This window comes from Marivirga tractuosa (assembly GCF_042140215.1).
GTDB lineage: Bacteria > Bacteroidota > Bacteroidia > Cytophagales > Cyclobacteriaceae > Marivirga > Marivirga tractuosa_A.
In genome coordinates, this window is record NZ_CP159478.1 from 4,723,100 (window position 1) to 4,745,937 (window position 22,838).

Consider the following 22,838-nt stretch of genomic DNA (forward strand, 5'->3'; position numbering starts at 1 on the left):
CTTAATTCTTTATGGATCGATTTCCACTTAAAAGGAATACAAAATCACGCATTTCAGTAAGTATTTTGAAAAGAGTTTTAGCGTGAAAATAAAAAAATGAGCACTGACCTGATCAATGCTCATTCCTTTTAATTTTATTCATCGGTTTTTAAATAAAATTCATAAAAACCTGTTCCATCACATTCTTCTGGTTCCACTCTATCAATGGGTTGGCCATTGAAATATAGTTCTTTTATCGACATATCGTTCATATTAACATTCACAGTATCCTGAAACTGTTCATCTTCCCCATAAATCAAATAAAATTCGTCAACATTTTGATAGTAAGCAATCCAAGGAAATGGAATAGCCCAATAATACGGTTTACATGTATCTTCTTCTTCAAAACGACCTACTGTTACCGTTTGATTAGAAAAGCGCAAGGAATCTCCATCCTGATCAAAATACCACACATCTAAATCTTCTCCTTTCCAAATTTGATTTTCAGTTCCGTAAAGAACTGCAGTAATTCCTTCTGGCTTTCTAACTCCAGCTCCTCTTTCCCAGCATGAGCTCATTAACATAATGAGTGTTATAGTTGATATTAAGTTTAGTTTACTCATAGTTTAATTCCATTTACTCAGGTCAAAATCGTTGGTTACAGTTCAAAAATTAAAATTTACTCCAAAGCCCAAATTCCACCATGAATAGGGGTAATATTGACCGCTGTTTGAAAGTTCTTGCATGGCCACCGCTCCTGCCTTTAGATTAAATTTAATATGCTCACCTCCAAAGCGAATAAAGGCTGTAGGCTCTCCCAGCAACATGTTATGATTATATATTAATCCTGTCTCAGCTGTATTAGAGTAATAATTATTATCCTGCATTTCGGAAAATAAAAGGCCTGTTTTTAATCCTATTCCTAGATCTATTTTACCATTGGCAATATTGATTTTGCCAAAATTTAATTGTGAGAAATACTGATGATGAAAGCCGTCCAAATCCCCTGGCTGTGCACCCGAATATGCGTAGATATTTCCATATCCTAAGCCTCCATATAATTCCATTACGGCATCATTTTGAAAATGCTTATAGTATCCTCCAGCTCCTTGTATATAATTATGCTTAGTTCCATCTATCATGGTATTACCATGAACTTGAACAGTAATTTTATCTGAAACTCCATAGGAAAAAGTACCACCAATATTGCCCTTCACTAAAGATAAACCTGCATCCACTCGCAAGTCATTTTTTTCATGTATTAAAGGAACATCCACCATTTGGGGCTGATAGGCCACACAACTGAGCATTAAAAAAGAGGTTAGAATGAAAGATAAATAAGGTTGATAGTTTTTTTTCATCATTTTAGTTCAACTTATGTCTTGATTAAAAATATTTATTCACACTTAACTTCTTAGGTAAGTGACACAGACTATAAAAAAAGGGTTGGAAAAAAAACTAATGTATAGAATTTTGAAACATGAATAGATTGAGTAAACCATTCATGTTCAAAGGCAAGCAGTTCTTTTATTTTGAAAAATATTACTTCTGGGTAAATTTTTTATAATTTCGACATTGAATAAAATATTCATTGAAAGTAAAACTTCAATATATCGCCTTAGCTTTAGGCCCTTTGGTTTTCATAATTATCCAATGGGCCGATCCTCAATTTTGGTTTCCAGAAATTGGTTGGGACGTTTTTTCCATTGCCCTATGGATGATCATTTGGTGGATTTTTGAGGCTATCCCCATTTTTGCTACGGCTCTTTTGCCCATGGTTTTATTTCCAAGCACTGGAGTGTTTAATATTACTAATGCCACCGCACCTTATGCAAGCCCTATTATCTTCCTTTTCATGGGCGGGTTTATGCTTGCATTGGCCATGGAGAAACATCAGCTCCATAGAAGAATTGCATTAAATCTAATCCGCTTGACTGGAACCAATGCGAATGGAATCATTTTAGGTTTCATGTTGGCTACTGCCGTCCTCAGCATGTGGATCAGCAATACCGCCACGGCTGTAATGATGTTACCCATCGCCCTTTCTGTAGTAAAATTACTGGAAGTGCATGAGAATACATTTTCAGGATTTAACCGTTTTAAAACAGCTCTTTTTTTAGGTATTGCTTATGCTGCTAATGTTGGTGGTATGGCCACCATTATTGGAACTCCTCCCAATGTTGTTTTGGTAGGATTGGTGAAAAGCATATTAGGAAAAGAAATTAGTTTTGTAAGCTGGTTGATAATAGGGATTCCAACGGTGGCCGTTATGTTAGTAATTATTTATCAAATGCTAACCAAGGTTTTATTCCGACATGGCATCACTAAAATTGAAAAAGCAGAATTGTTTATCAATCAGGAGTTAAAGCAATTAGGTAGTTGGAGCAAAGAAGAAAAATGGGTAGCGGTAATATTCAGTCTAACTGCTTGCTGCTGGATATTCAAATCTCAGGTCAATTCACTTTTAGGGATAGAACTTTTGAATGACACGGTAACTGCCATGTCTGGCGGATTGGCCACTTTTTTAGTACCGCTCAATAAATCAGGCAAAATGCTGATGAACTGGGAGGACATGAAAAATCTTCCCTGGGGAATTTTGATTTTATTTGGAGGTGGAATGACCTTAGCCAAAGCCATGGAAACTGCCGGCTTTGTGGATATGATAGGAGAAGCCATCAGTCAATACGAAAACATCCCATTATGGCTATTATTGTTAATCTTAACTGCATTAGCATTATTTTTAACTGAGGTTATGAGTAATGTGGCTTTAACCACAGTCGCTATCCCTATGGTATTGAGCATAGCTAATGGACTGGATGTAGAGCCATTACTTTTGGCGATACCTGTTGCCATGGCTACGAGTTGTGCATTTATGATGCCCATCAGCACCCCGCCCAATGCAATAGTTTTTTCAAGTGGCTATATCAATATGAAGCAAATGGTGAGGGCTGGGATATTATTGAATATTTTAGCGGTGATTGTTTTGGTGGTGGCTGGATATTTTCTGGCTCCTTTTGTAGGAGGTTAACATCTAATGGAAACAGCCGAAGGCTGCTTAAATTTTAACCGCAAAGTTCCGCAATGAATTTCACAGAGATCGCAAATTCATAGCTTTTAATTGGTCAATAGTGTTCATTTGTTTTTTATGGGATTGAAAATAACCAGCTTTAGCTGTACATTTTTTAGTGCCCATAGTGAAATCCTCAGTGAAACTCAGTGGTTAAATCATTTCAGCTTTAGCTGAATTATCATTTTTTATTTCCTATTTGTTTTTCACACCAAAAAGCCTTTAAATTCCTTTACCAATTCTTGTTCTTTCTCTAAAATTTCAGGTCTTCTGAAAAGAATGAAAGCATTTTTCAGTTTTTTGAAATGATATTCTGTTTCGTACATTACTACCGAGACTAGCGGGAAAGTAAAAACTATTATTCCTGCCAAAACCCAGCCTAGGCTAATGCTTAAAACAATAAATATTAATAGGTAAAATAAAGGATAAAGGAATAATGAAATACCAGCTCTTAACGAAATATGCCAGGTAATATCTTTCACTCCGGCTATTACCTTTTTTTCAATAATGTATTCAGGAATAAAATTGACAATTTTGGCTATGAACCAAAAAGGCAAGCCAATCAAAACTCCTAGAGCTTTAAAAAACAAACCAACTATATTTGTTTTTTTTGCTGTAAAATCTTCTGAAAGTCCATATTCCTTCACTTCTTCAAAATAAGTCTTAACTTTACTTTTTATCAAAGCCGTTCTTTCTTCATTCTCCTGAAGTTGAGTTGCTAAAGTATTAACCACCTCATTTTCTGCATGAACAATGGATTTTTTATACTCAGCCCAGCTTGTGGCGTATGGTTTTAGTAAGGTTCTTACTTGCTCCATAAATTCATATTCATCATGCCATTTAATATCAAGCATTTCATCTGAAATATCTTCCCGCATTTTATCAGTAAATTGCTTCTGAGCCTTAGTCGGGTTTTCTTCAAAAACTGTTTGAAAATCCTTTACCTGAAAGGCATCTCCAAAATGCACATGTAAATCGTACCATCTCTTCGGATGATTTTCATAATGAATTCCAAAAGGAGCTACATTTAAGCCCAATCGGAAATCATTTTCCTCTTCAGCCTGAAAAGCAATTCTTGCTGGGCCTTTTTGCATGGGCCTTAAAAACCTCCTTATAGCATGATTCCCTTCAGGAAAAATCAATAAAGGTTCACCATTTTTAAATAGATGAACACATTTTTTAAATATCTCATTGTTTTGGGCTACACTGCCCATATTGTCCTTTTTTCTATAAATGGGAATTAATCGAATAATATCAAGTGCAATAGCTGCCCATTTTGATTTAAAAATGTCTGCCCTAACCAATATGTTAGGACTTATATTTCGAGCTACTTTAATCAAAACAAGACCATCCATAAAAGTATTTTGATGATTGCTCACAAATAAAGTTGGCTTACGATTTTTAATTTTATCATAACCTGTTACTAGGATATTACGATAACTAAAAGATAAACTCGCCTCCATTAAAGAGCGTAAGAAATAATAAATCAATGACTTTAGAATATTGTACATTCGGTAAATAAAATAGTAAAGCCACAAATATAATGATTTTAGACAGTGTTCAATATCACTAAAAAAATGTTCGATTATGAACAGCTAAAAATTAGCTTTAGTCCTAAAAATGCTATTTTAAGCAGTTTTGGTATTTGGCACTCATCTTGATAAATATTTATAAAAAGAAAAATGGAAAAGAAATTAGAAAGAACAAAAGAAAGAGTTTTCGCAGGTGTATGTGGAGGAATAGCTAAATACTTTGGCTGGGATGCAGGAAAAGTACGTTTACTTTATGTTTTAATCTCCATATTAAGTGCGGCCTTTCCAGGGATATTAGTATATATTATTTTATGGTTTGTTATGCCGGAAGAAAATTTGAGTTGGAAAAGATAAAATGATTTACTCTTCTGAGAAATCAATCATATATATTTTTTCCTTACCATCAATTTTCTTAGCTCTAATGAGGACAAGATAAGTGCCTTCGGAATGAACATAATTCCCAATGGCATATTTCAAATCTCCTTTTGAAGTTCGTTGGATGACATATTCAAAGTTGATAGGTTCATGCTTTTTAAAGAACTCTTTTAGATAAATTTCTGCATGGGCTTTACTATAATTACCTAATTCACCTATGACATTGAGCTGGATATTATCATGGAAATGTTGGGACAATTCCCTTGAGCTACCAGTATTAAGTGCTAAGCGAACATCTGCAAAAAGTGACTCATTTTGGGCATAGGTATTGCCATTTCCTATGCTTGGAAATAATAGGAAAAAGAAAATTTTTATACCAATTCCCTTCATTAGAATTTATGATCAGATTTAAATAGGTGAGTTAGCTAAAATTGTGCCATACCTTATAAATTAAAACTTAATTTATTTTATAATGATAAAAGCTGTTTCCCTTGTTTTTAGATTGATTTAAATAGGATGCCTCTGTGAAGAAAACAAGAAAAAGTTTTCGCAGGAATAGAAAAATATCTTGGCTGGATACAGGGAAAGATAAATTGATCTATTCCTCAGAAAAATCAATTATATATATCTTTTCTTTGCCATCAATTTTTTTAGCTCTTATGAGAACCAGATAAGTACCTTCTGAATGAACATAATTTCCGATGGCATATTTCAAACCTTCATTAGAACTGCCTTGATGTGCATATTCAAAGCTGATAGGTTCGTGTTTTTTAAAAAATTCCTTTAAATATATTTCAGCATGTACATTACTGTAATTACCTGATTCTCCTTTGATATTTAGCTCTATATTATCATGGAAATATTGAGATAATTCTTTTGAACTACCTGCCTTAAGTGCAGATCGGACGTCAGCAAACAGCGATTCATTCTGAGCTTGGGCTAAAGTCAAACTAGAGACTGATAATACCATTATTAAAAAAAACCTGATAGCAATTTCCTTCATTAGGATTTATAATTCATTTAAATAAGTGAATAAGCTAAAATTATGCCATAGATTAAGTAAAAGCTTTTAATTTTTTAATATAGCTTTTGATTTTATTCTTTAAGTTCAAACATAATATTCATACAAATTAGCATATTGGAATCGAGTATGCAAAAAGCATTCATTTATTTTCCAAATAAACGATATTAGCTCTAATTTTATTTACTACGAATATCCAGCATTTTACCTATCAAAATCCCCTTATTTTCTTTAAATGACACCTCTTCATCACTTACTTTTTTCACTCCCTCGATAGTATAAAATGCTTTTGGATTATACTCATTAATTTTAGGGATCAATTCTTTCAAAGTATTTCTTTTCACAACTGTAAAAATAATATTCACTTTGCCGTCATTACCTGTAGCATCAATATTTGAATATCGATGATTCTTTTTTTCTAAATATTCTATTAAATCATGAGCAGGCAAAGCTGTAATTACCCTGACCACAACCCGACCTATTGCCATTTTTTCCTCCAAAATAATACCCACATAGGTCCCAAAAGCATATCCGGTAGCATATGAAATATAACTTACGGGATTATCGATATGTTGAAATATCTGACCAATAGCCAACAACCATATTAAAGATTCAAAAAAGCCTAAAAGCGGTGCAAGCCCTTTCTTACCTTGCATTACTAGTATAACCCTTATAGTCCCAATTGAAACATCTGCAACTCTTGCCATAAAAATTAACAAAGGCAAAATTATAAAGGCAAATAGGTCACTGGAAAAACCTAATTCTTGAAAAAACTCTTGCATATAAATTCAATTTGAAAGAAGAAACTCAAATATGTGAAAATTAATTCAGTTGGGAAAATAGATAGTTTTGGATTGAGATTATACCAGTAAATATTTAGTGTGTCTGTGTATTGCGGTTTGACGGTTCCAACCGTCTGACTGAAATCCAACATCTTTAGTCTAAAATCATCAATCTTATACCTAAGTTATCATCCAAACAAATAACTTACCACTTCACCCAGCTGACTAAAGGTTTTAATTTCAATATTATAGCGAGCGGTATCAACCCCTTTCATGCTAAATTTGGAAACCAATATTTCCTTAAATCCTAATTTCTCTGCTTCAGCTATTCTATTCTCCACTCTGTTTACTGCGCGAATCTCACCACTAAGCCCAACTTCTGCGGCAACGCAGGTTTTGGAAGACAAAGGAATCTCCTCTAATGAGGAAATAATAGCAACACAAACGGCCAAATCAATAGCAGGATCCTCCACTCTAACACCTCCAGCTATATTTAAAAACACATCTTGAATGCCTAAGCGGAAACCTCCTCGTTTTTCCAAAACTGCCAGCAACATGTTTAATCTTTTGCTATCATAGCCAGTAGCAGATCGTTGAGGAGTACCATAAGTTGCAGGACTCACCAAAGCTTGAATTTCAATCAAAAGAGGTCTATTACCTTCTAAAGTGGCACCTATTGCCGTTCCACTACTGTCTTTGTCTTTTTGGGAAATTAATATTTCAGAAGGATTACTGACCTGCCGCAAGCCATTTTGCATCATTTCATAAATACCCAATTCATTTGTGGAGCCAAATCTATTTTTGGTAGTCCGTAATATTCTATAGGTAAGGTGGCGATCACCTTCAAATTGCAGGACAGCATCCACCATATGTTCCAAAACTTTTGGGCCAGCAATTGCGCCATCTTTAGTGATATGTCCGATTAAAAAAACTGGGATTTTATTCTCTTTGGCAAATCGCATTAATTCAGCCGTACATTCTTTTACCTGACCAACACTACCAGCAGCTGATTCAATTTTAGGAGAATGTAAAGTTTGAATGGAATCAATCACCAGCAAATCAGGTCCTAAAGCTTCCACTTCTCTGAAAATATCAGCGGTATGAGTTTCGGTGAGGATAAAACAGTTTTTGGAATCATGTTCCATTCTATCAGCTCGCATTTTAATTTGCTGAGCACTTTCCTCACCGCTAACATATAAAACTTTAAGATTTGCAAGCTGCAAGGCTATCTGAAGCATCAAAGTAGATTTTCCTATGCCTGGCTCTCCGCCAATTAATACCAATGAGCCTGGCACTATCCCTCCTCCTAAAACCCTGCTCAATTCACGGTCAGCCACTTTAATCCTGGCTTCATTAGTGCTTTCCACTTCCTGGATAGCAATTGGTTTATTAGCTCTTTTACTAGGCGATTGATATCCGCTTGAAGATTTTTCCTTTGTAACTACTTCCTCCACAAAGGTGTTCCACTGTCCACATGACGGACATTTTCCAACCCATTTAGGTGATTCATGTCCACACTCCTGACAAAAATATGCTGATTTAACTTTAGCCATAAAATAATTTATGCTGCAATTTATTTATAAAAATGAAGATAGTAGTGAAATATTTAAGTTGTGAATAAATTAAGCCAATATCCCCTGAATATCTTCCTTGCTCAAGCTTTTCATAAAACTTTCCTCTGTGCTGATTAAGTCCCTTGCTAACGTCAGTTTTTTCTCTTGAAGTGCGAGTATCTTTTCTTCTACAGTATTTTTGGTGATGAATTTATAGGTGAAAACTTGTTGCTTTTGACCAATTCTATGTGCTCTGTCCACTGCTTGTTGCTCGATAGCTGGATTCCACCAAGGATCTAATAAAAATACATAATCCGCTGCGGTCAAATTCAATCCCAAACCTCCGGCTTTCAGGGAAATTAGGAATACAGATATTTCTTCCGTTTCCTGAAATAGTTTCACTTGTTTCTGACGGTCTTTTGTTGTTCCATCCAAATAAGCATATTTGATATGGCTACGCTCCATATAATCTTTAAAAAGGCTCAAATGCTTAACAAACTGGCTAAAAACTAGAATTTTATGCCCTTTAGAAATTATTGAACTTAGCATGTGGGTAACGTCTTCCATTTTCCCTGAATCGCCTTGATATTCTGGATCAACCATTTTAGGATGATTGGCAATTTGTCGCAATTGAGTTAATCCTTGCAATAAAATCATTTGAGAACTGCGGATTCCTTTTTTCTCAATTTCATCTAAAATCATGTCACGGAAGTAGTTTTTAACCTCCTCATATTTTTCCTCTTGCATGGTAGTCATGCCTGAGTAATGGACACTTTCTATTTTATCAGGAAGTTCAGTTGCCACTTGGGATTTATGCCTTCGCAAAATAAATGGCTTAATCAACGTAGCTAATTTCTGTGATTTCTGTTCATCTCGCTTTTTCTCAATAGGTGTTACAAACTCATCTTTAAAGAATTTCTTATTTCCCAAAAGCCCTGGATTTACAAACGACATTTGCGACCATAAATCCATAGTACTGTTTTCCACAGGAGTACCCGTCAACACAAGTTTTCTTCTAGATTTTAATTTTTTTACGGCTTTGGCAATATGCGAATCTGGATTCTTAATGGCCTGAGATTCATCCAAAATAATGTAATTGAATAAAAATTCCGACAGAATATCCACATCCAAGCGTGTGATCCCATAGGAAGTTAAAATCAAATCATAATCCTCGAATTGTTTGCTGTCTTTGATTCTGTTTGTTCCTGTGTAAACAAATATCTTCAATTCGGGCGTAAACTTTTCCGCCTCAGACTGCCAGTTATATACCAGAGAGGTTGGCATTATTAAAAGACTTGCAGCCGTCCTGCCATTTTCCTTTTCAGATTGAAGCATGGCTAAAGTCTGAACGGTTTTTCCTAAACCCATATCATCAGCCAAGCATCCGCCAAAATTATACTGATTTAAAAACTGCAACCAATTAAAGCCTTCCTTTTGATAAGGGCGCAATTCCCCTGAAAAATCTTCAGGCATTGGATGGTCATCTATCTGCGTGAAGTCTTTCAGTTTTGCTAGTTTTCTGTCCATTTGAACTTTAGCCAAATTGCTATTTTCCATTTCATTGACAAGTGACAAATGATGCTTTCGCATTTTCATAGCATCTTCATCACCATTTTCCATAAAACTGAACAGCTCGGAATAATCTTCAAACCAATGAGATGGAATTACTGCAGTCTGGTTATTAGGCAATTGAAACTCAGTTTGATTATTTAAAATATGCTTTCTAAGTTCCTTAAAAGAGATTTCATAATCTCCGAACATCACAACTGCATTGATATCAAACCAATCAATACCTTCGGATATATCAATTTCAATTGATGATTTTCCTACAAAATATTTCTTGTTGTCATATAATCTGCCCTGCTCAACTTCTACACCGTTTTCTTGCAGCCAGTCCACATTTTTAGTAATCCAGCTAAAAGCAATGGCTTTTGGTAGAGTGACTTTTCCTTTCATTATGTCTAAGCCCCTATCTACCATAGCATCTCTCAGGCTTTTTTCTTTCAAAAGATTTCTAACCAATCGCTTAAAAACAAACTGACCATCCTCTTTCTCAACTTTTACTGAAACTCCTTCCCCTTTACCTAATGGAAACGTATGCTCTCCATATTGGAATTTTAATTCTAAAAGTAAATTCCCATCAGACTCAGGCTTCGATTCTTCTTCGTCAAAAAGACCCACACTTTGTCCTTTGACAACCGCTAATTCTGAAATTTTCAGTTTAGGAAAGGGCTCTTCTCGAAATGTTTTGATTTTAAATCCTCTAGCAAACACATCAAAAGAGGCAACAAGCGGTGCAACGAATTTTTTGAAATAGGTTTCCTCTACTTTCTGAGGAATCGCAATGAATTTTTTATTGAGGAAAGGCTTTATTTTTTTTCCTTCTGGGTCTTTTTCAAAAGAATACAACTTTTGGTCAACCACTAGCCAGGCGGGTTCATTACAAATTAAGTACGCCCCTTTATATTGAAATTCTAACTTCTCTCCATTATGCTTAATAGTAGGAAAATAATGCGTATTATCTTCGTTTTTTACAAAATGGAAAAGGATAGTGGCTTTTTCTTCCATTATTTCGATTTGACGCCAAGCTGGCTCTCCATCATTCCCCATTTCAAAAAGCATCTTGCCTTTTATTCTGCTAAGAATTTCTGAACGCCTTTTTTCCATGTAGCGTTCTATTTCACTCTTTACTAATTCATTTCCACCATCCAGATTGTAATATTTATCGAAGAATTCTGCAGGCTTCATTTTCTTTTTGGCAAACTTCCTCACTACCACATCTTGCTGCATTTGATCCATAAGCTCAATAAGCTCATAGTCCACATCATCAAGACCCTTTTCGAATTCTTTGGCATTTTTTGCGGAAATATTCTGATGGGAAAAAGTTAATTCCCCCCTACTATTTTTTTGCACTACAAAAGACTCGAAAGTGTAGCCCAAATATTCATGTTCGAACAGCGAATATATCAGTTGAAATGGTTGAGTGGTGTATACCTTCATGAATAAAACTTATCGATCAAACAGTTTATGTCAGTTTTTTGATAAAATCAGAATTGAAATTTAATGAATTAGGATGGAACTCGTATTATTTTTTTGAATATTTTCCTATAATCGCTGAATTTCTACTGATTTAGCAGCAACTTGGGCAGGTTTGAAAGATGCTAAAATAGTAATAATCATTATTGTCAGCATAGTGAAGACAAAATCTGAGGCAATCATCTTAACTGGATAAGCCTCTTGAACAGCAGAAGACATGTTCATAGAAACTAACCCATATTCCTGCTGCAATAAGCAAATAATAAAACCAAAAAGACCACCAGTTAAAGCTCCAGAGAGTGAAATAATAGCCCCTTCTTTTAAGAAAATATTGCGGATAGTTTTTATTGGGGTTCCCATTGCATACAAAATGCTGATATCTCTTTTCTTATCTAAAGCGAGCATGGTTAAAGCAAAAAAGATGTTGAAAGAAGCTACCGCTAAAATGAAACTGAAAGTAATATAAATGAATAATTTTTCAATCTTAATTGCCTTAAGCAAGGAAGCATGTTGTTCATCTGAATTTTGAATTTCAAATTTATCACCTAAATCTTGCTTTAGGGCTTCTTGAATTTTCTCAACTGATGTTCCCTCTGCCAAATTAATTTCAATTGAGGTACATTCGTTTTTCTTACCTATTAATTTTCTAGCAAAGCGCAAGGGAACAAAAATATACTTCTCATCATATTGCTTTTCAATAGCAAAAATCCCTGCTGGCATTAGAATTCCTGAATTGTACATACTGGAAGGATTTGTTCTGCCCGGGCTAATGTTTTTTGGATAATAAAATTGCAAAGCCAAAAAATCATTTCGAGAGTTGATTGACAAATCATATCGAATACCCTGACCAACCACTGCAAAATTCTGCTCTTTTTCTGTCAGCTTTAATTGACCTTCTGTGATGTGGTTTTTCAATTCACTCTTTTCCACAAAATCAGGACTAACACCCTTCATACGAACAACAGATTCGCCATCATTATAACGTACCAAAACATTATCCTCCACTACTTGCACAATCGTGGCTAAACCTTCTCTTTGTTCTATTTTATTCTGTAGATCTTTATCGTACTCAAAGAATTTCCCTTCCTTCAAACTAATCTTAATATCAGCATCAAAAGAACTGTATAAAGATCGAATTAAGTCTTCCAATCCGTTAAAAACAGAAAGTACTATTACCAATGCAGCCGTTCCAATAGCAACACCGACCATGGCAATAATGGAAAGCACATTAATGAATCCTTTTTTCTTCTTAGATAGGAAATATCTTCTTGCTATGAAAAATGATAGGTTCTTCAATATTCTAATGCTGGATTTTAATCATTTTTTTCTTCATCATCCTCATCTTTTTCTTCTGGTGGGATGTCGAGTTTCGATAGAATATCATCTATGCGATTTGCTCTTTCCAAGGTATCATCCATGAAAAATGCAATCTCAGGAACAATTCTAACTTGTTTCCCTATTCTATTTCCTAAGTGTTTTCTAATTTCACTTTTTCTTTCTCTAATCATTTCCAATGTTTCGCTAGGATTATCAGACAACATTAGGCTTAGATAAATTTTAGCATAGCTCAAATCTGGAGATACCTCCACATCTGTGATCGTGATAAAAGCTTTTCCAAAGGCATTAGCCATTTGTTTTTGGAATATTTCGCTTAAATCTTTCTGTAATAAACTGGAATATTTTTTCTGTCTTGAACCTGCAGCCATATCATTCTATAATTTCTTTACAAATATGCACGATATTTTATACAATTTGTGCTTTATCGCCTAATTTAGCAATTGTATTTTAAACAAAACCAAAGACTATTGTTAGGTTTTTTCCGAATAAATGACCCTTATCGCTTACTGATCCTTGTTTTGGCAGTTCTCCTTTTGCGTTTACCCTATCTAATTGGGTCAGAACCATTGGTATATGAAACCAATTGGCTCTTAATTGGAGAAGCTCTGAATTCAGGTAAAACTTTATATAAAGATTTAATAAGTCCAATAGCCCCTTTAGCTGCCTGGATTTATATGGCAATAGAATTTGTATTTGGCAAATCGATTTTGGCTTTACAAATTATAGCATTTTTGTTAGTCACTTACCAGTTTTCTCTTTTTAACAATATAATGTTAAGAAATAAAGCTTACAATGAAAACTCTTATATCCCCGCATTGATTTATGCCTTGATGATGTTTACTTTCTACGATTTCTTTACATTATCACCAGCACTCATTAGCCTTACCTTTATCTTATTGGTTTTAGACAATATTTATTTGAGGATAGAAAATAAACTTCAGGATGCCACTATTCTAAAAACGGGTATTTTCATGGGATTGGCCGTTCTGTTGTATCTTCCTTCAATATTTTTCTTAGTGGCTACCATTCTTTCTTTTGCATTATTAACAAGCCTAGTTTTACGTAGATATTTATTGTTTTTATATGGTTTTACATTCCCCATAGCCATAGTACTGATCTATTTTTACTGGCAGGACGGGCTAGATGCACTTTATACTCAATGGGCAGCATTTAATATTTGGGACTCTGTTGTTCCTATAATTAATTTACAGTCAATCCTTATAATTTCTATATTTCCCACAATTATCTTTCTATTTGCACTTTACAAAACATTTAGTGCTTCCCGCTTTACAAATTACCAATTAAGGGTGCAGCAAGTTATGTTCATTATGTTTTTAGCCGCACTAGGTAGTTGGTGGATTTCTGAACAACAAGCTCCATTCGAATTATTAGGTTTTGTACCTTCATTTGCATTCTTTATTATTCATTTAATTTTTCAGTTTAAAAATAAATTAAAAGCTGAGATATTTTCACTCTTTTTTAGTGTTATCCTAATCACAATAAACTTTACGATTTACTATCAAAATTTCACCATTCACAGGTTTGGGGAGTTCAATAAACTAACAAGCCAAAAATCAGTATATGATGAATTGATAAAAGATAAATCGGTTATGATTTTAGGAGGGAATACAGATATGTACCAACATGCAGGCAGAATAGCAACTCGATTCTATCATCCTGAATTAAGTGAATATATTTTAGATCAGATGAATGAAAAAGAGCAACTAATTGCTTTAAATGATGATATTCAAAAATTTAAGCCTGAATTAATTATAGATATATTAGGAATATTCAAAAAACATAAAGCAGAAATGTCTTTGATAAATGAAGAATACCTTCAAATTAGCCGTAATTTGCATGTAATAAAGACTAAAGATTTAAAAAAATAAATTTGTAAAAAGCATACCTACTAAAGATAAACAATAATGAACAAAATTTTCATAACGTTTTTGACATGTGATGTTGTTTTAGAATCTGATTTTACTCATATTTGAAGCGAATATGGGAGAACTATTACTTTATATTGGAATCATTACAATTTCTACTTTTGCGGTTTGGAAAGGCGGTAGTCTACTCGAAGAATCATCAGAAAAGCTTTCAGATTACTATAGGTTACCCCCTTTAATTCAAGGTACAATTATTACTGCAGTAGGATCGAGTTTTCCAGAATTAGCTGCCACGGTTTTGTCTACTTTACTTCATGGGAAATTTGATTTGGGAGTATCAGCAATTGTGGGTTCTGCCATTTTCAATATTTTGGTTATACCAGGAATTTCGGCAGTTATAGTCAAAAGGATGCCTGCAGATTTAAGTTTAATTTATAAGGATACGCAGTACTATATAATTTCAGTTTTTATTCTCTTTATAACTTTTGCCCTTGCCTATATATATTATCCAATAGTAGTTACTCCAAACAATATGGAAGGGACAATGACTAGATGGATTGCTTGGATTCCTATTGCATTTTATGGCCTTTATCTTTTCATCCAAGGAATGGAAACTAGAGATTACAGAAGAGACCATGGAAAACGAGCTGTTTTGGGAGTTGATAAAGGAACAATAAATATAAGAAAGGACTGGATTAAGCTTATAATAAGTCTAATTTTAATTGTGGCTAGTGTAGAAGGTCTAGTAAGTGGCGCCATATTCTTAGGAGAATTTTTTAATACCCCTGATTTCATTTGGGGAATTACAATTGTAGCGGGTGCCACTAGCATACCTGATGCTGTTGTGAGTATTAAAATTGCTCGGAAATTTAAAGGCTCCATAAGTTTAGGGAATGTTATTGGCAGCAATATTTTTGATTTATTAGTAGCTGTTCCCGTTGGGGTTCTAATTGCTGGGACTGCGGTTGTAAACTTTACAGTAGCGGCTCCTCTGATGTTGTTCCTTGCGCTAATTACAATTATTATGTTCATTTTTCTAAGGACAAACCTAGCCTTAGTTAGATGGGAAGGGTTAGTTCTATTAGTTCTTTATGTAGTTTTTGTAGTTTGGATGGTATTAGAGACATTAGGAATTACCTCTGTAGTAATTAAATAAAAAAAGCCTGTTTTCCATAAGAAACAGGCTCAATTATATTTCAAGTTTGATCAGCTTTTGCCTAACTCAGCAAAATATTGATGAAATAAAGCAACAGTTTCAATTCCTTTTAAATAATTCTCAACACCAAAGCTTTCATTAGGCGAGTGAATAGCATCTGAATTCAGACCAAAGCCCATTAAAATACTATCTAAGCCCAAAATATCTTTAAATAAAGAAACAATAGGGATACTTCCTCCTTCTCGTGTTGGAATTGGCTTTTTACCCCATACTTTTTCAAAAGCTTTTTCTGCTGCCTTATAGGAATCAGTATCAGTAGGTGTAACATAAGGCATTCCGCCATGATGAGGAGTTACTTTTACCTTTACACTTTTAGGAGCAATACTTTCTAAATGCTCCTTAAAAAGCTTTGTGATTTCATGATGATTTTGGTTTGGAACCAAACGCATAGAGATTTTTGCATGCGCTTTTGACGGCAATACCGTTTTAGCACCTTCACCTATATAACCACCCCAAATTCCGTTTACATCCAAAGTAGGGCGAATACCCATTCTCTCCAAAGTATTGTATGAAGCTTCTCCTTCTACATCGTCAATATTCAAATCCTTTTTGAAATCATCTAAGTTGAAAGGGGCTTTATTCATTTCATCTCTTTCGGCTTGTGTCAATTCCAAAACCTTATCGTAAAAACCAGGAACAGTAACTTTCCTATTTTCATCCTGAAGTGAAGTAATCATTCTAGCTAATACATTGATTGGATTAGCAACAGCACCACCATAAACACCCGAGTGCAAATCTCTATTTGGACCTGTAACTTCAATTTCCAAATAACTGATCCCTTTCAAACTTACAGCCATAGAAGGATGTTCGTTTGCAATCATGGAAGTATCTGAAATGACTATAACATCCGATTTTAATTTCTCTTTATTTTCTGCTATGAAAATTTCCAGATTTTCTGATCCCACTTCCTCTTCACCTTCGATCATGAATTTAACATTGCAGGGAACCCCTCCGTTTTTCATCATCATTTCAAAGGCTTTCACATGAATATACATTTGGCCTTTATCATCTGCCGAACCTCTCGCCACTATTTTACCATCTTTTATAACTGGGTTAAAAGGTTCGGAATCCCAAAGCTCATAAGGATCAGCTGGTTGCACATCATAGTGACCATAAACCAAAACTGTAGGTAGTTCAGGATCTATAAGTTTATCAGCATAAACTATTGGATGACCAGCGGTTTCGCACACTTCAACATTATCAGCTCCTGCCTCTTTAAACTTAGCCTTCATAAATTCAGCTGCTTTCTTTACATCTCCTTTAAATTTGGGATCAGCACTTACGCTTGGTATCCTTAGTAAATCGAAAAGCTCATCTAAAAACCTTTGTTTGTTTTCGTTTAAATATTTCCCTGTTTCTTCTTTAGTTATCATTTATGAATATTTATGAATTGTAATATAATTAAATCTAAAAACCATCGTCATCATCGTCATCTTCAGGTGGGGCATCTTGCGTAGGGATTGGTGAATTATTGGCAGGAACACCCGCTGCACTACTTGCCTCACTTGCCATTTCTAAATAATAAGGCGCATCAATATCAAAATATCTTTTACGGTAATCCTCTATGAAGTTAGTTACTTCCAATTTATCTCCAGTTAAAAATACAAAATCACCGAATTTAGCTTTTTCCGCTTTGGATTTGTTATCAATTAGCTCATTTGCTTCTTCATTAGAAGAGAAAAATATTAACCTATCTTCCTCATAATGAAAGAAATACCAACAAGAAGGTGAGACTTGAAGAAACAACTTTATTGCTGTTCCCATTTCTAATTTCTGAATCTCAATGAAGCCATCAATATTTGCATTTATATCTTGCGCCCCTGTATTAGATAGTCCTATTTTACCAACGCTATACCAGGATTGCTCCTCATCTGACCATTTCATATCTATATTATTTAACACTAAGGTTTTGGTCAAATCAGAGGATAAGGAATTAAGTGGAATATATTCGTTAAAAATATTCTCCTCATAACGCTTAGCTGTTGAATTACCTGCTATTTCAGCTAATTTAGATAATAACCTATCTAAATCCTTTGTAGATTCTGGCAAGCCAAGACGCTGCACAACTTCTAACATATCTAGCCCGATTGTAGAAGTGAAAGCATTTGGTAAGTCAAACTCTATTGTCATCATTAAATTGAAAATAAATTCTTGACTTAATAAATCACCTGAGCCAGAGCCAGCCGATTTAAATTCAGCCTCTTTTCGGCTCTCCATGAATTGAAAAGGCCCTTCAAATTCCAATTTTTGATCTTTTTCATTGTAGGCAAAATATTTCCCAGCGTAGGATATCCCAGCCTTTCTTCCTTTGTCTTCTATTACAAATTGATTTTTAGAAGCACTATAGGTAAGCAATCCACTTGGTTTAAAGAAATCAACATCGGAGAAATCCCTCTTTTCATTCATAAAGGTAGCATAGAGTTGATTATTTACATTATCGAAATGTATACCGGCTTGTAGAGGTTCTCCCATTTCAGTAGTGCTATTGTCAAAATCTATTACAACTTCTTTTGCACTTCCATCGCTCTTGTAGGCAATCCAAGTATCGTAATTTGGGATATCCTGGAGATCTGGTTGAATATAACCTTGTAACTCTAAAGCAGGCCTATCTGCATACATGGTTACATCACCTTTATAATACATCCCCGGACTAATCAACATTCTATCTTCTTTTCGGACAACTCCTGAAGATACTGTTCTTAATTTTTCATCTTTTGGGGCTGGCAGTAAACTAAATTCACCCATTTTAATGGAAAAAGTATCGCCTATCGAGTTTACATATCTATAGGTAGCGTTACCCTCAAATTTATTCCTTGAAATGATATCAATTTCAGCATCGTACAGGTTATGATAGCCAGTTAAGGTGTCCAACTTTAAGGTTGCATTATATAATTTATTAATTTTCCCATTCTCCCCAATTATCACCTCTCCACCACTAGGTGTTATTTGTGCATCAGCAACTGTAATATAAGGAATACCAGACACATTCAATACCTGACTCTCAATGTCATATACTGCTTTTGTAGCATTAAAGACCAATGAATCTTGATCTGGATTAGTGGAATAGAAATAGGAATTATTAATATTGATATCAGTAGGTTTGGTCATCTCAACAATTTTTTCGTCAAGTTTCCACAATGCTGAAGGAATAGAGGTTTTATAACTTGCATATGGAAAATCCAATGCGGCATCACCCTCTACCTCAGGATTTACAGTTGCCGTATTAGCCTGAAAATCAAAATCTAACCTAACATCATCAGCTGATAAAGCTGGAATAGTATCAGTGGATTCAATTCTAAAATCTGCATGTCTGGCAGAAAAACTTTGCTCTTCAAAACTAAATTCTTTAGAGGAAGTATTTGAGCCTCTTGTAGTCATTTCACCAAGACCAAACAGTCCTTTTTTCGATATTATGGTTTTGCCTTCTAAGGAGGCTGTTTCATCATACATTTTGAAAGGTTCAGAGCGATTCGCCATATAAAGGCTATCCTTTGCAGTAAGCCATCGCATATCAAAATTTAAAATTTCCATTTGAGGATAAGACACTCCTTCCCAATCCCCTGGCTCGATAGAAGCATAGGTACCAGTTGCAGTGATAGAATCTTTAAAGAAAGTAAAGTTGTCAGACTTTATGGTAGAACTCAAATATTCAATTTTATCCCCTCCTCTTAAGCCTTGATTATCCAGTTTAATCGTCCCGTAAAATTGAGCTTCACCTGCCAGTAAGTCTATACCCTCCTCTGGTAAAGGGTGATTAAATCCTAAAGACTTATCAGGCATTACTCTTAACTTTTCTTCAAACTCTGGGAAAATTTCTCCCGAATGAAATATACCGTCAAAGGCAATTGAATTGGGGTCTGAACTACTCACAGAATCGATCTCAAATGGAGGAATTATGAAATAAAGACTTTGATCATAAACTCCATTTAAAATCTCCTCACCAAGAAAATAGACTGTGGCGCCCTTAGTGGCATTAAAAATAGGGTATTTCGGAAATTCTTTTTGAGCAGATTTATTATTAGGTTCGTTAATGTATAAAACCCCAGCAGTTTCCACTAATTGATTTTGGATTTGCTCTTTATTTGATTGTTTATTGTTATCACCAGTTGCCAAGTTGAATTTAATATTATCGATTTTTGGCATAGAAATCAGAAAACTGTCATAATCCATCTTGAATTCCTCTCCTATATACTGATAATTTCCTGCATATACTGTTCCATCAAATTGCACATCACGATTTTTTCTCAATACCACTCTTCCGCTATCGGGCTCTACACTTATTCCCAGTTTGTCATTAATGATAAATTCTTCTACTCCGAATATGTCCAGCGTTCCTTTATCAAGATTTAATTTACCATTTGGCCTTCCTGAAGAAACCGATGAAATTTGAACGTTATCATAATCTTTTCTACCCCACCTAGAATCTACGTAATGAAAGGCTTTGTTTAACATATCAATTCTACCGCTTACGACATCGTATTTAATAAAACCGTTCTGCATCAACAACTTCATACCCGATCTTAACTTTCTTTCATCTATTCCAGTTTTTTCAGCAATTTCATTCGTATAAAAAGTGTTTCTGTTTGCAGTTCTGCTGTAATTAACTACCACTTGTAAAGCATGAAACTTATACAATCCCGAAAGACTATTGTATCTATATTCATTAAAATATTCTGCGGATTCAAATAGAGCTGGCACCCTATTTCCTGCAATCAGAATTGAGATATCAACAACCGATGAATCCATATCCCAGCTAAGTTTATCCGCAGTGAAATCCATATTAAAATAGCTGGCGTAAAATGGCGCATTTTTAAAATTACCTTTATTTTTCAGGAGGTTTAATGTGTTTTCAGATACACTGTAATTGAGGCTTAAACCAGGATGGTAAATTGAGTCTTTTCTTTGATAAAGTGAAACACTACTAACTTCTGAAGTGAATGAGCTATCAGCATAAATAAATTCACGAGATTCCGCTCTGAATTTTTTAACTGCAGTACCTTGTAACTCCAATGTGCTAAGGCTATTATCCATAGAAGAAGTACCCAAAGTAGTTCCTTTCAAGGTTATTCCACCAGTTAAGTATAGACCCTTCACATCTACGAAATTTAAATCATAGCCTGATTTATAAGATTGGAAAAAAGGAAAGTTTGTTTCTCCTTTTGAGTTACTTTCAGCTTTAAAATCAATAAAGCCCTTTACTGGTTCCTTTAATATTTCTGGGTAATTCAAAGTGACTTGTTCTGCAGAAAATTCTTTTTCATTAACTTCAAATGTAAATTCTGACAATTCAGCATTCAATTCTTGAGGAGATTTACCTAAATGCTCCCAGGTTAAAATACCACTTTCAGCAACAAAAGTATTGCCCATAAGCTCAAGGCTTCCTGAAACATCATTTATTTTAATTGAATCGGTAGTATTTAAGAATTTCAGATTTATATTCTTCAATTTTACGATTGGCCCTTCTAGGACTGGCATAGGTTCACTATAAACCGATAAGTCCACACTTGAGGTATTTTCGTCCTCAGTCTGTTCAGTATCATTAGTCGCTTCAGTATCCCAGGCATCATCACTTTCTCCCCATGCATCATTATCACCCCAGCCGCTGTCATCTTCACTGTCCCAATCATCATTAGATTCAGAACCCCACTCGCTTTCAGTTTCTTCTTCATCTATTTCAACTGTTACTTCAGGTTCGGTTGGCCATTCGAAACTCACACTTCCACCTGAAAATGCAACTTGATAATAACGACTATAGAAAATAGCTTTCTTTTCTAGAATTTGTTCCGTAGTTCTTAAAATTGATTTGAATTGATTGGTTTCAAGCTCTTCATATGCTTTTTTGGCTATTACTAAAAATGTATTGATAGCTTTAGCAGGATCTTTCAGATTAGATGAAGCTCCAGATAAAGTGCTAATAAAAGGTACTCTGAAATCTCTTACTGAAAGATTGTCAGATTTCATTTGATTGTAAATCTCTTTTATTTGAGCCTTATTTTGCTGAGTAAATAAATTATCCTGGTTCCAATAATTTTGAAAAAATAGAGATACACTTTCTCCCTTTTCCGAATTTAATTGAGCTAAATCCATTTGAACAGACTTTAAAAAATCTGGTTCAGCAGCATCTTCTGTACTAGCTTCATCTTGAGAAATCGCCCAAAAGGAACTCCAAAAAGTTAATATGGTGATGAAAAAAATTCTCATTTATTATTCTTAAGCAAAAGTGCAGACCATTGGTTCCTTACGGATTTATTGACAAGTTCTAACGAAAATTTTTCACATTCATTTAAAATATCTTGAATATCATTTTCATAAAACCCACTCAACATTAAAAATCCATCTTTTTTGATATATTTTTGTAGATGTTGAATATCTGCTAATAAAATATTTTTATTAATATTGGCTAAAATCAAATTATACTCCGCCATTTGAGGAATAGATTGAACCTCTCCCTTCCAGACTTTGAATTTTGAATTATCGATTGAATTTAAGGAAAAATTTTCAATAGTATTTTCAACTGCCCATTCATCAATGTCATAAGCCTCTACGTTTTTGGTTCCTTTAATAGCTGCTAAAATAGCTAAAATCCCTGTTCCACAGCCAGCATCTAAAACAGTTGCATCTTTTAAATCCATATCATGCATCAAATTCAGCATTTGATAAGTAGTTTCATGATGACCTGTGCCGAACGACATTTTAGGAGTAACCACTATTTCAATTGGAAACTGAGGATTTGGCGGATGAAAATCTGCTCGCACTAAAATTTTGTTTTCCACTTCAATTGGCTGATAATTTTTTTCCCAATCTGCATTCCAGTTTTCTTTTTCTACAGAGCCCAACTCATATGTTACGGAAGTCAAGCTTTCATATTGCTGAAAAAGCTCCTCAATTTGAGAAGCTTCTATGGTTTGGTTTTCATCTGAATAAGCAAAAAGCCCTCTTCCATCTTCCTTTTCTTGAAAGGTAGAGAACCCAATTTCTGCTAACTCTGCCATGAAAATTTCAATAAAATCTTCCTGACAATTTACTTCTAAAGATATATAGCTCATTATTTAA

17 protein-coding genes are annotated in these 22,838 nt (G+C 34.5%); 4 read left to right on the top strand and 13 right to left on the bottom strand.

Features of this window, described 5'->3' with window-relative positions:
• Positions 1 to 134 precede the first annotated feature (134 nt).
• Both ABWH96_RS21000 and ABWH96_RS21005 read right to left on the bottom strand, forming a co-directional pair.
• Positions 135 to 602 (bottom strand): hypothetical protein, encoded by a 468-nt coding sequence (locus ABWH96_RS21000; RefSeq protein WP_375579442.1) that lies wholly within the window; start codon positions 600 to 602, stop codon positions 135 to 137.
• A 42-nt stretch (positions 603 to 644) separates the two neighbouring features.
• The gene (locus ABWH96_RS21005; RefSeq protein WP_375579443.1) at positions 645 to 1,343 is read right to left on the bottom strand and encodes a hypothetical protein; all 699 of its coding nucleotides are present in this window, start codon (positions 1,341 to 1,343) and stop codon (positions 645 to 647) included.
• Positions 1,344 to 1,570: 227 nt separating this feature from the next.
• Here ABWH96_RS21005 and ABWH96_RS21010 point away from each other — a divergent pair, with 227 nt between their 5' ends.
• The gene (locus ABWH96_RS21010; protein ID WP_375579444.1) at positions 1,571 to 3,007 is read left to right on the top strand and encodes an SLC13 family permease; all 1,437 of its coding nucleotides are present in this window, start codon (positions 1,571 to 1,573) and stop codon (positions 3,005 to 3,007) included.
• Between the two features lie 245 nt (positions 3,008 to 3,252).
• Here ABWH96_RS21010 and ABWH96_RS21015 read toward each other — a convergent pair whose 3' ends face one another.
• Positions 3,253 to 4,557, bottom strand: coding sequence for a 1-acyl-sn-glycerol-3-phosphate acyltransferase (locus ABWH96_RS21015; RefSeq protein WP_375579445.1), 1,305 nt, complete (start codon positions 4,555 to 4,557; stop codon positions 3,253 to 3,255).
• A 171-nt stretch (positions 4,558 to 4,728) separates the two neighbouring features.
• Between ABWH96_RS21015 and ABWH96_RS21020 the strand changes: the two genes are divergently transcribed.
• The gene (locus ABWH96_RS21020) at positions 4,729 to 4,932 is read left to right on the top strand and encodes a PspC domain-containing protein (protein ID WP_375579446.1); all 204 of its coding nucleotides are present in this window, start codon (positions 4,729 to 4,731) and stop codon (positions 4,930 to 4,932) included.
• Positions 4,933 to 4,938: 6 nt separating this feature from the next.
• On the opposite strand, the gene ABWH96_RS21025 is transcribed toward ABWH96_RS21020, so the two are convergent.
• The 7 genes from ABWH96_RS21025 to rbfA form a co-directional block, all read right to left on the bottom strand.
• Complete coding sequence (locus ABWH96_RS21025; RefSeq protein ID WP_375579447.1) at positions 4,939 to 5,343, bottom strand: DUF4783 domain-containing protein; 405 nt, start codon at positions 5,341 to 5,343, stop codon at positions 4,939 to 4,941.
• Between the two features lie 208 nt (positions 5,344 to 5,551).
• Positions 5,552 to 5,956 (bottom strand): DUF4783 domain-containing protein, encoded by a 405-nt coding sequence (locus ABWH96_RS21030; RefSeq protein ID WP_375579448.1) that lies wholly within the window; start codon positions 5,954 to 5,956, stop codon positions 5,552 to 5,554.
• A gap of 197 nt (positions 5,957 to 6,153) precedes the next feature.
• On the bottom strand, positions 6,154 to 6,756 hold the full coding sequence (locus ABWH96_RS21035; protein ID WP_375579449.1) for a DUF2179 domain-containing protein: 603 nt from the start codon (positions 6,754 to 6,756) through the stop codon (positions 6,154 to 6,156).
• 188 nt (positions 6,757 to 6,944) lie between these two features.
• Positions 6,945 to 8,309 (bottom strand): DNA repair protein RadA, encoded by a 1,365-nt coding sequence (radA, locus tag ABWH96_RS21040; protein ID WP_375579450.1) that lies wholly within the window; start codon positions 8,307 to 8,309, stop codon positions 6,945 to 6,947.
• 69 nt (positions 8,310 to 8,378) lie between these two features.
• Positions 8,379 to 11,309, bottom strand: coding sequence for an SNF2-related protein (locus tag ABWH96_RS21045; protein ID WP_375579451.1), 2,931 nt, complete (start codon positions 11,307 to 11,309; stop codon positions 8,379 to 8,381).
• A gap of 105 nt (positions 11,310 to 11,414) precedes the next feature.
• Positions 11,415 to 12,641, bottom strand: a complete 1,227-nt coding sequence (locus tag ABWH96_RS21050) for an ABC transporter permease (protein WP_375579452.1) — start codon at positions 12,639 to 12,641, stop codon at positions 11,415 to 11,417.
• 17 nt (positions 12,642 to 12,658) lie between these two features.
• Entirely contained in the window at positions 12,659 to 13,051 is a 393-nt protein-coding gene (gene rbfA / locus ABWH96_RS21055; RefSeq protein WP_375579453.1) for a 30S ribosome-binding factor RbfA, read from the bottom strand.
• Between the two features lie 150 nt (positions 13,052 to 13,201).
• Between rbfA and ABWH96_RS21060 the strand changes: the two genes are divergently transcribed.
• Together ABWH96_RS21060 and ABWH96_RS21065 are read left to right on the top strand one after the other, a co-directional pair.
• Positions 13,202 to 14,572 carry a hypothetical protein gene (locus ABWH96_RS21060; RefSeq protein ID WP_375579454.1) on the top strand — a complete coding sequence of 457 codons (1,371 nt, stop codon included), beginning with the start codon at positions 13,202 to 13,204 and terminating at the stop codon, positions 14,570 to 14,572.
• Positions 14,573 to 14,684: 112 nt separating this feature from the next.
• Positions 14,685 to 15,725, top strand: a complete 1,041-nt coding sequence (locus tag ABWH96_RS21065) for a sodium:calcium antiporter (protein WP_375579455.1) — start codon at positions 14,685 to 14,687, stop codon at positions 15,723 to 15,725.
• 50 nt (positions 15,726 to 15,775) lie between these two features.
• Here the strand turns inward: ABWH96_RS21065 and ABWH96_RS21070 are convergent, their stop codons facing one another.
• The 3 genes from ABWH96_RS21070 to prmA are packed head-to-tail and all read right to left on the bottom strand — an operon-like array spanning position 15,776 to position 22,831.
• Positions 15,776 to 17,158 (bottom strand): dipeptidase, encoded by a 1,383-nt coding sequence (locus ABWH96_RS21070; protein WP_375579456.1) that lies wholly within the window; start codon positions 17,156 to 17,158, stop codon positions 15,776 to 15,778.
• A 34-nt stretch (positions 17,159 to 17,192) separates the two neighbouring features.
• Entirely contained in the window at positions 17,193 to 21,986 is a 4,794-nt protein-coding gene (locus ABWH96_RS21075) for a hypothetical protein (RefSeq protein ID WP_375579457.1), read from the bottom strand.
• On the bottom strand, positions 21,983 to 22,831 hold the full coding sequence (gene prmA, locus ABWH96_RS21080) for a 50S ribosomal protein L11 methyltransferase (RefSeq protein ID WP_375579458.1): 849 nt from the start codon (positions 22,829 to 22,831) through the stop codon (positions 21,983 to 21,985). Before prmA ends, ABWH96_RS21075 begins: the two co-directional genes overlap by 4 nt.
• Positions 22,832 to 22,838: the final 7 nt, after the last annotated feature.

Excerpts from the sequence above, each read along its gene's own strand:
- ABWH96_RS21000 (WP_375579442.1), bottom strand. The coding sequence starts at position 602 with ATGAGTAAACTAAACTTAATATCAACTATAACACTCATTATGTTAATG.
- ABWH96_RS21005 (WP_375579443.1), bottom strand. The coding sequence starts at position 1,343 with ATGATGAAAAAAAACTATCAACCTTATTTATCTTTCATTCTAACCTCT.
- ABWH96_RS21015 (WP_375579445.1), bottom strand. The coding sequence starts at position 4,557 with ATGTACAATATTCTAAAGTCATTGATTTATTATTTCTTACGCTCTTTA.
- ABWH96_RS21020 (WP_375579446.1), top strand. The coding sequence starts at position 4,729 with ATGGAAAAGAAATTAGAAAGAACAAAAGAAAGAGTTTTCGCAGGTGTA.
- ABWH96_RS21025 (WP_375579447.1), bottom strand. The coding sequence starts at position 5,343 with ATGAAGGGAATTGGTATAAAAATTTTCTTTTTCCTATTATTTCCAAGC.
- ABWH96_RS21030 (WP_375579448.1), bottom strand. The coding sequence starts at position 5,956 with ATGAAGGAAATTGCTATCAGGTTTTTTTTAATAATGGTATTATCAGTC.
- ABWH96_RS21035 (WP_375579449.1), bottom strand. The coding sequence starts at position 6,756 with ATGCAAGAGTTTTTTCAAGAATTAGGTTTTTCCAGTGACCTATTTGCC.
- radA (WP_375579450.1), bottom strand. The coding sequence starts at position 8,309 with ATGGCTAAAGTTAAATCAGCATATTTTTGTCAGGAGTGTGGACATGAA.
- ABWH96_RS21045 (WP_375579451.1), bottom strand. The coding sequence starts at position 11,309 with ATGAAGGTATACACCACTCAACCATTTCAACTGATATATTCGCTGTTC.
- rbfA (WP_375579453.1), bottom strand. The coding sequence starts at position 13,051 with ATGGCTGCAGGTTCAAGACAGAAAAAATATTCCAGTTTATTACAGAAA.
- ABWH96_RS21065 (WP_375579455.1), top strand. The coding sequence starts at position 14,685 with ATGGGAGAACTATTACTTTATATTGGAATCATTACAATTTCTACTTTT.
- ABWH96_RS21070 (WP_375579456.1), bottom strand. The coding sequence starts at position 17,158 with ATGATAACTAAAGAAGAAACAGGGAAATATTTAAACGAAAACAAACAA.
- ABWH96_RS21075 (WP_375579457.1), bottom strand. The coding sequence starts at position 21,986 with ATGAGAATTTTTTTCATCACCATATTAACTTTTTGGAGTTCCTTTTGG.
- prmA (WP_375579458.1), bottom strand. The coding sequence starts at position 22,831 with ATGAGCTATATATCTTTAGAAGTAAATTGTCAGGAAGATTTTATTGAA.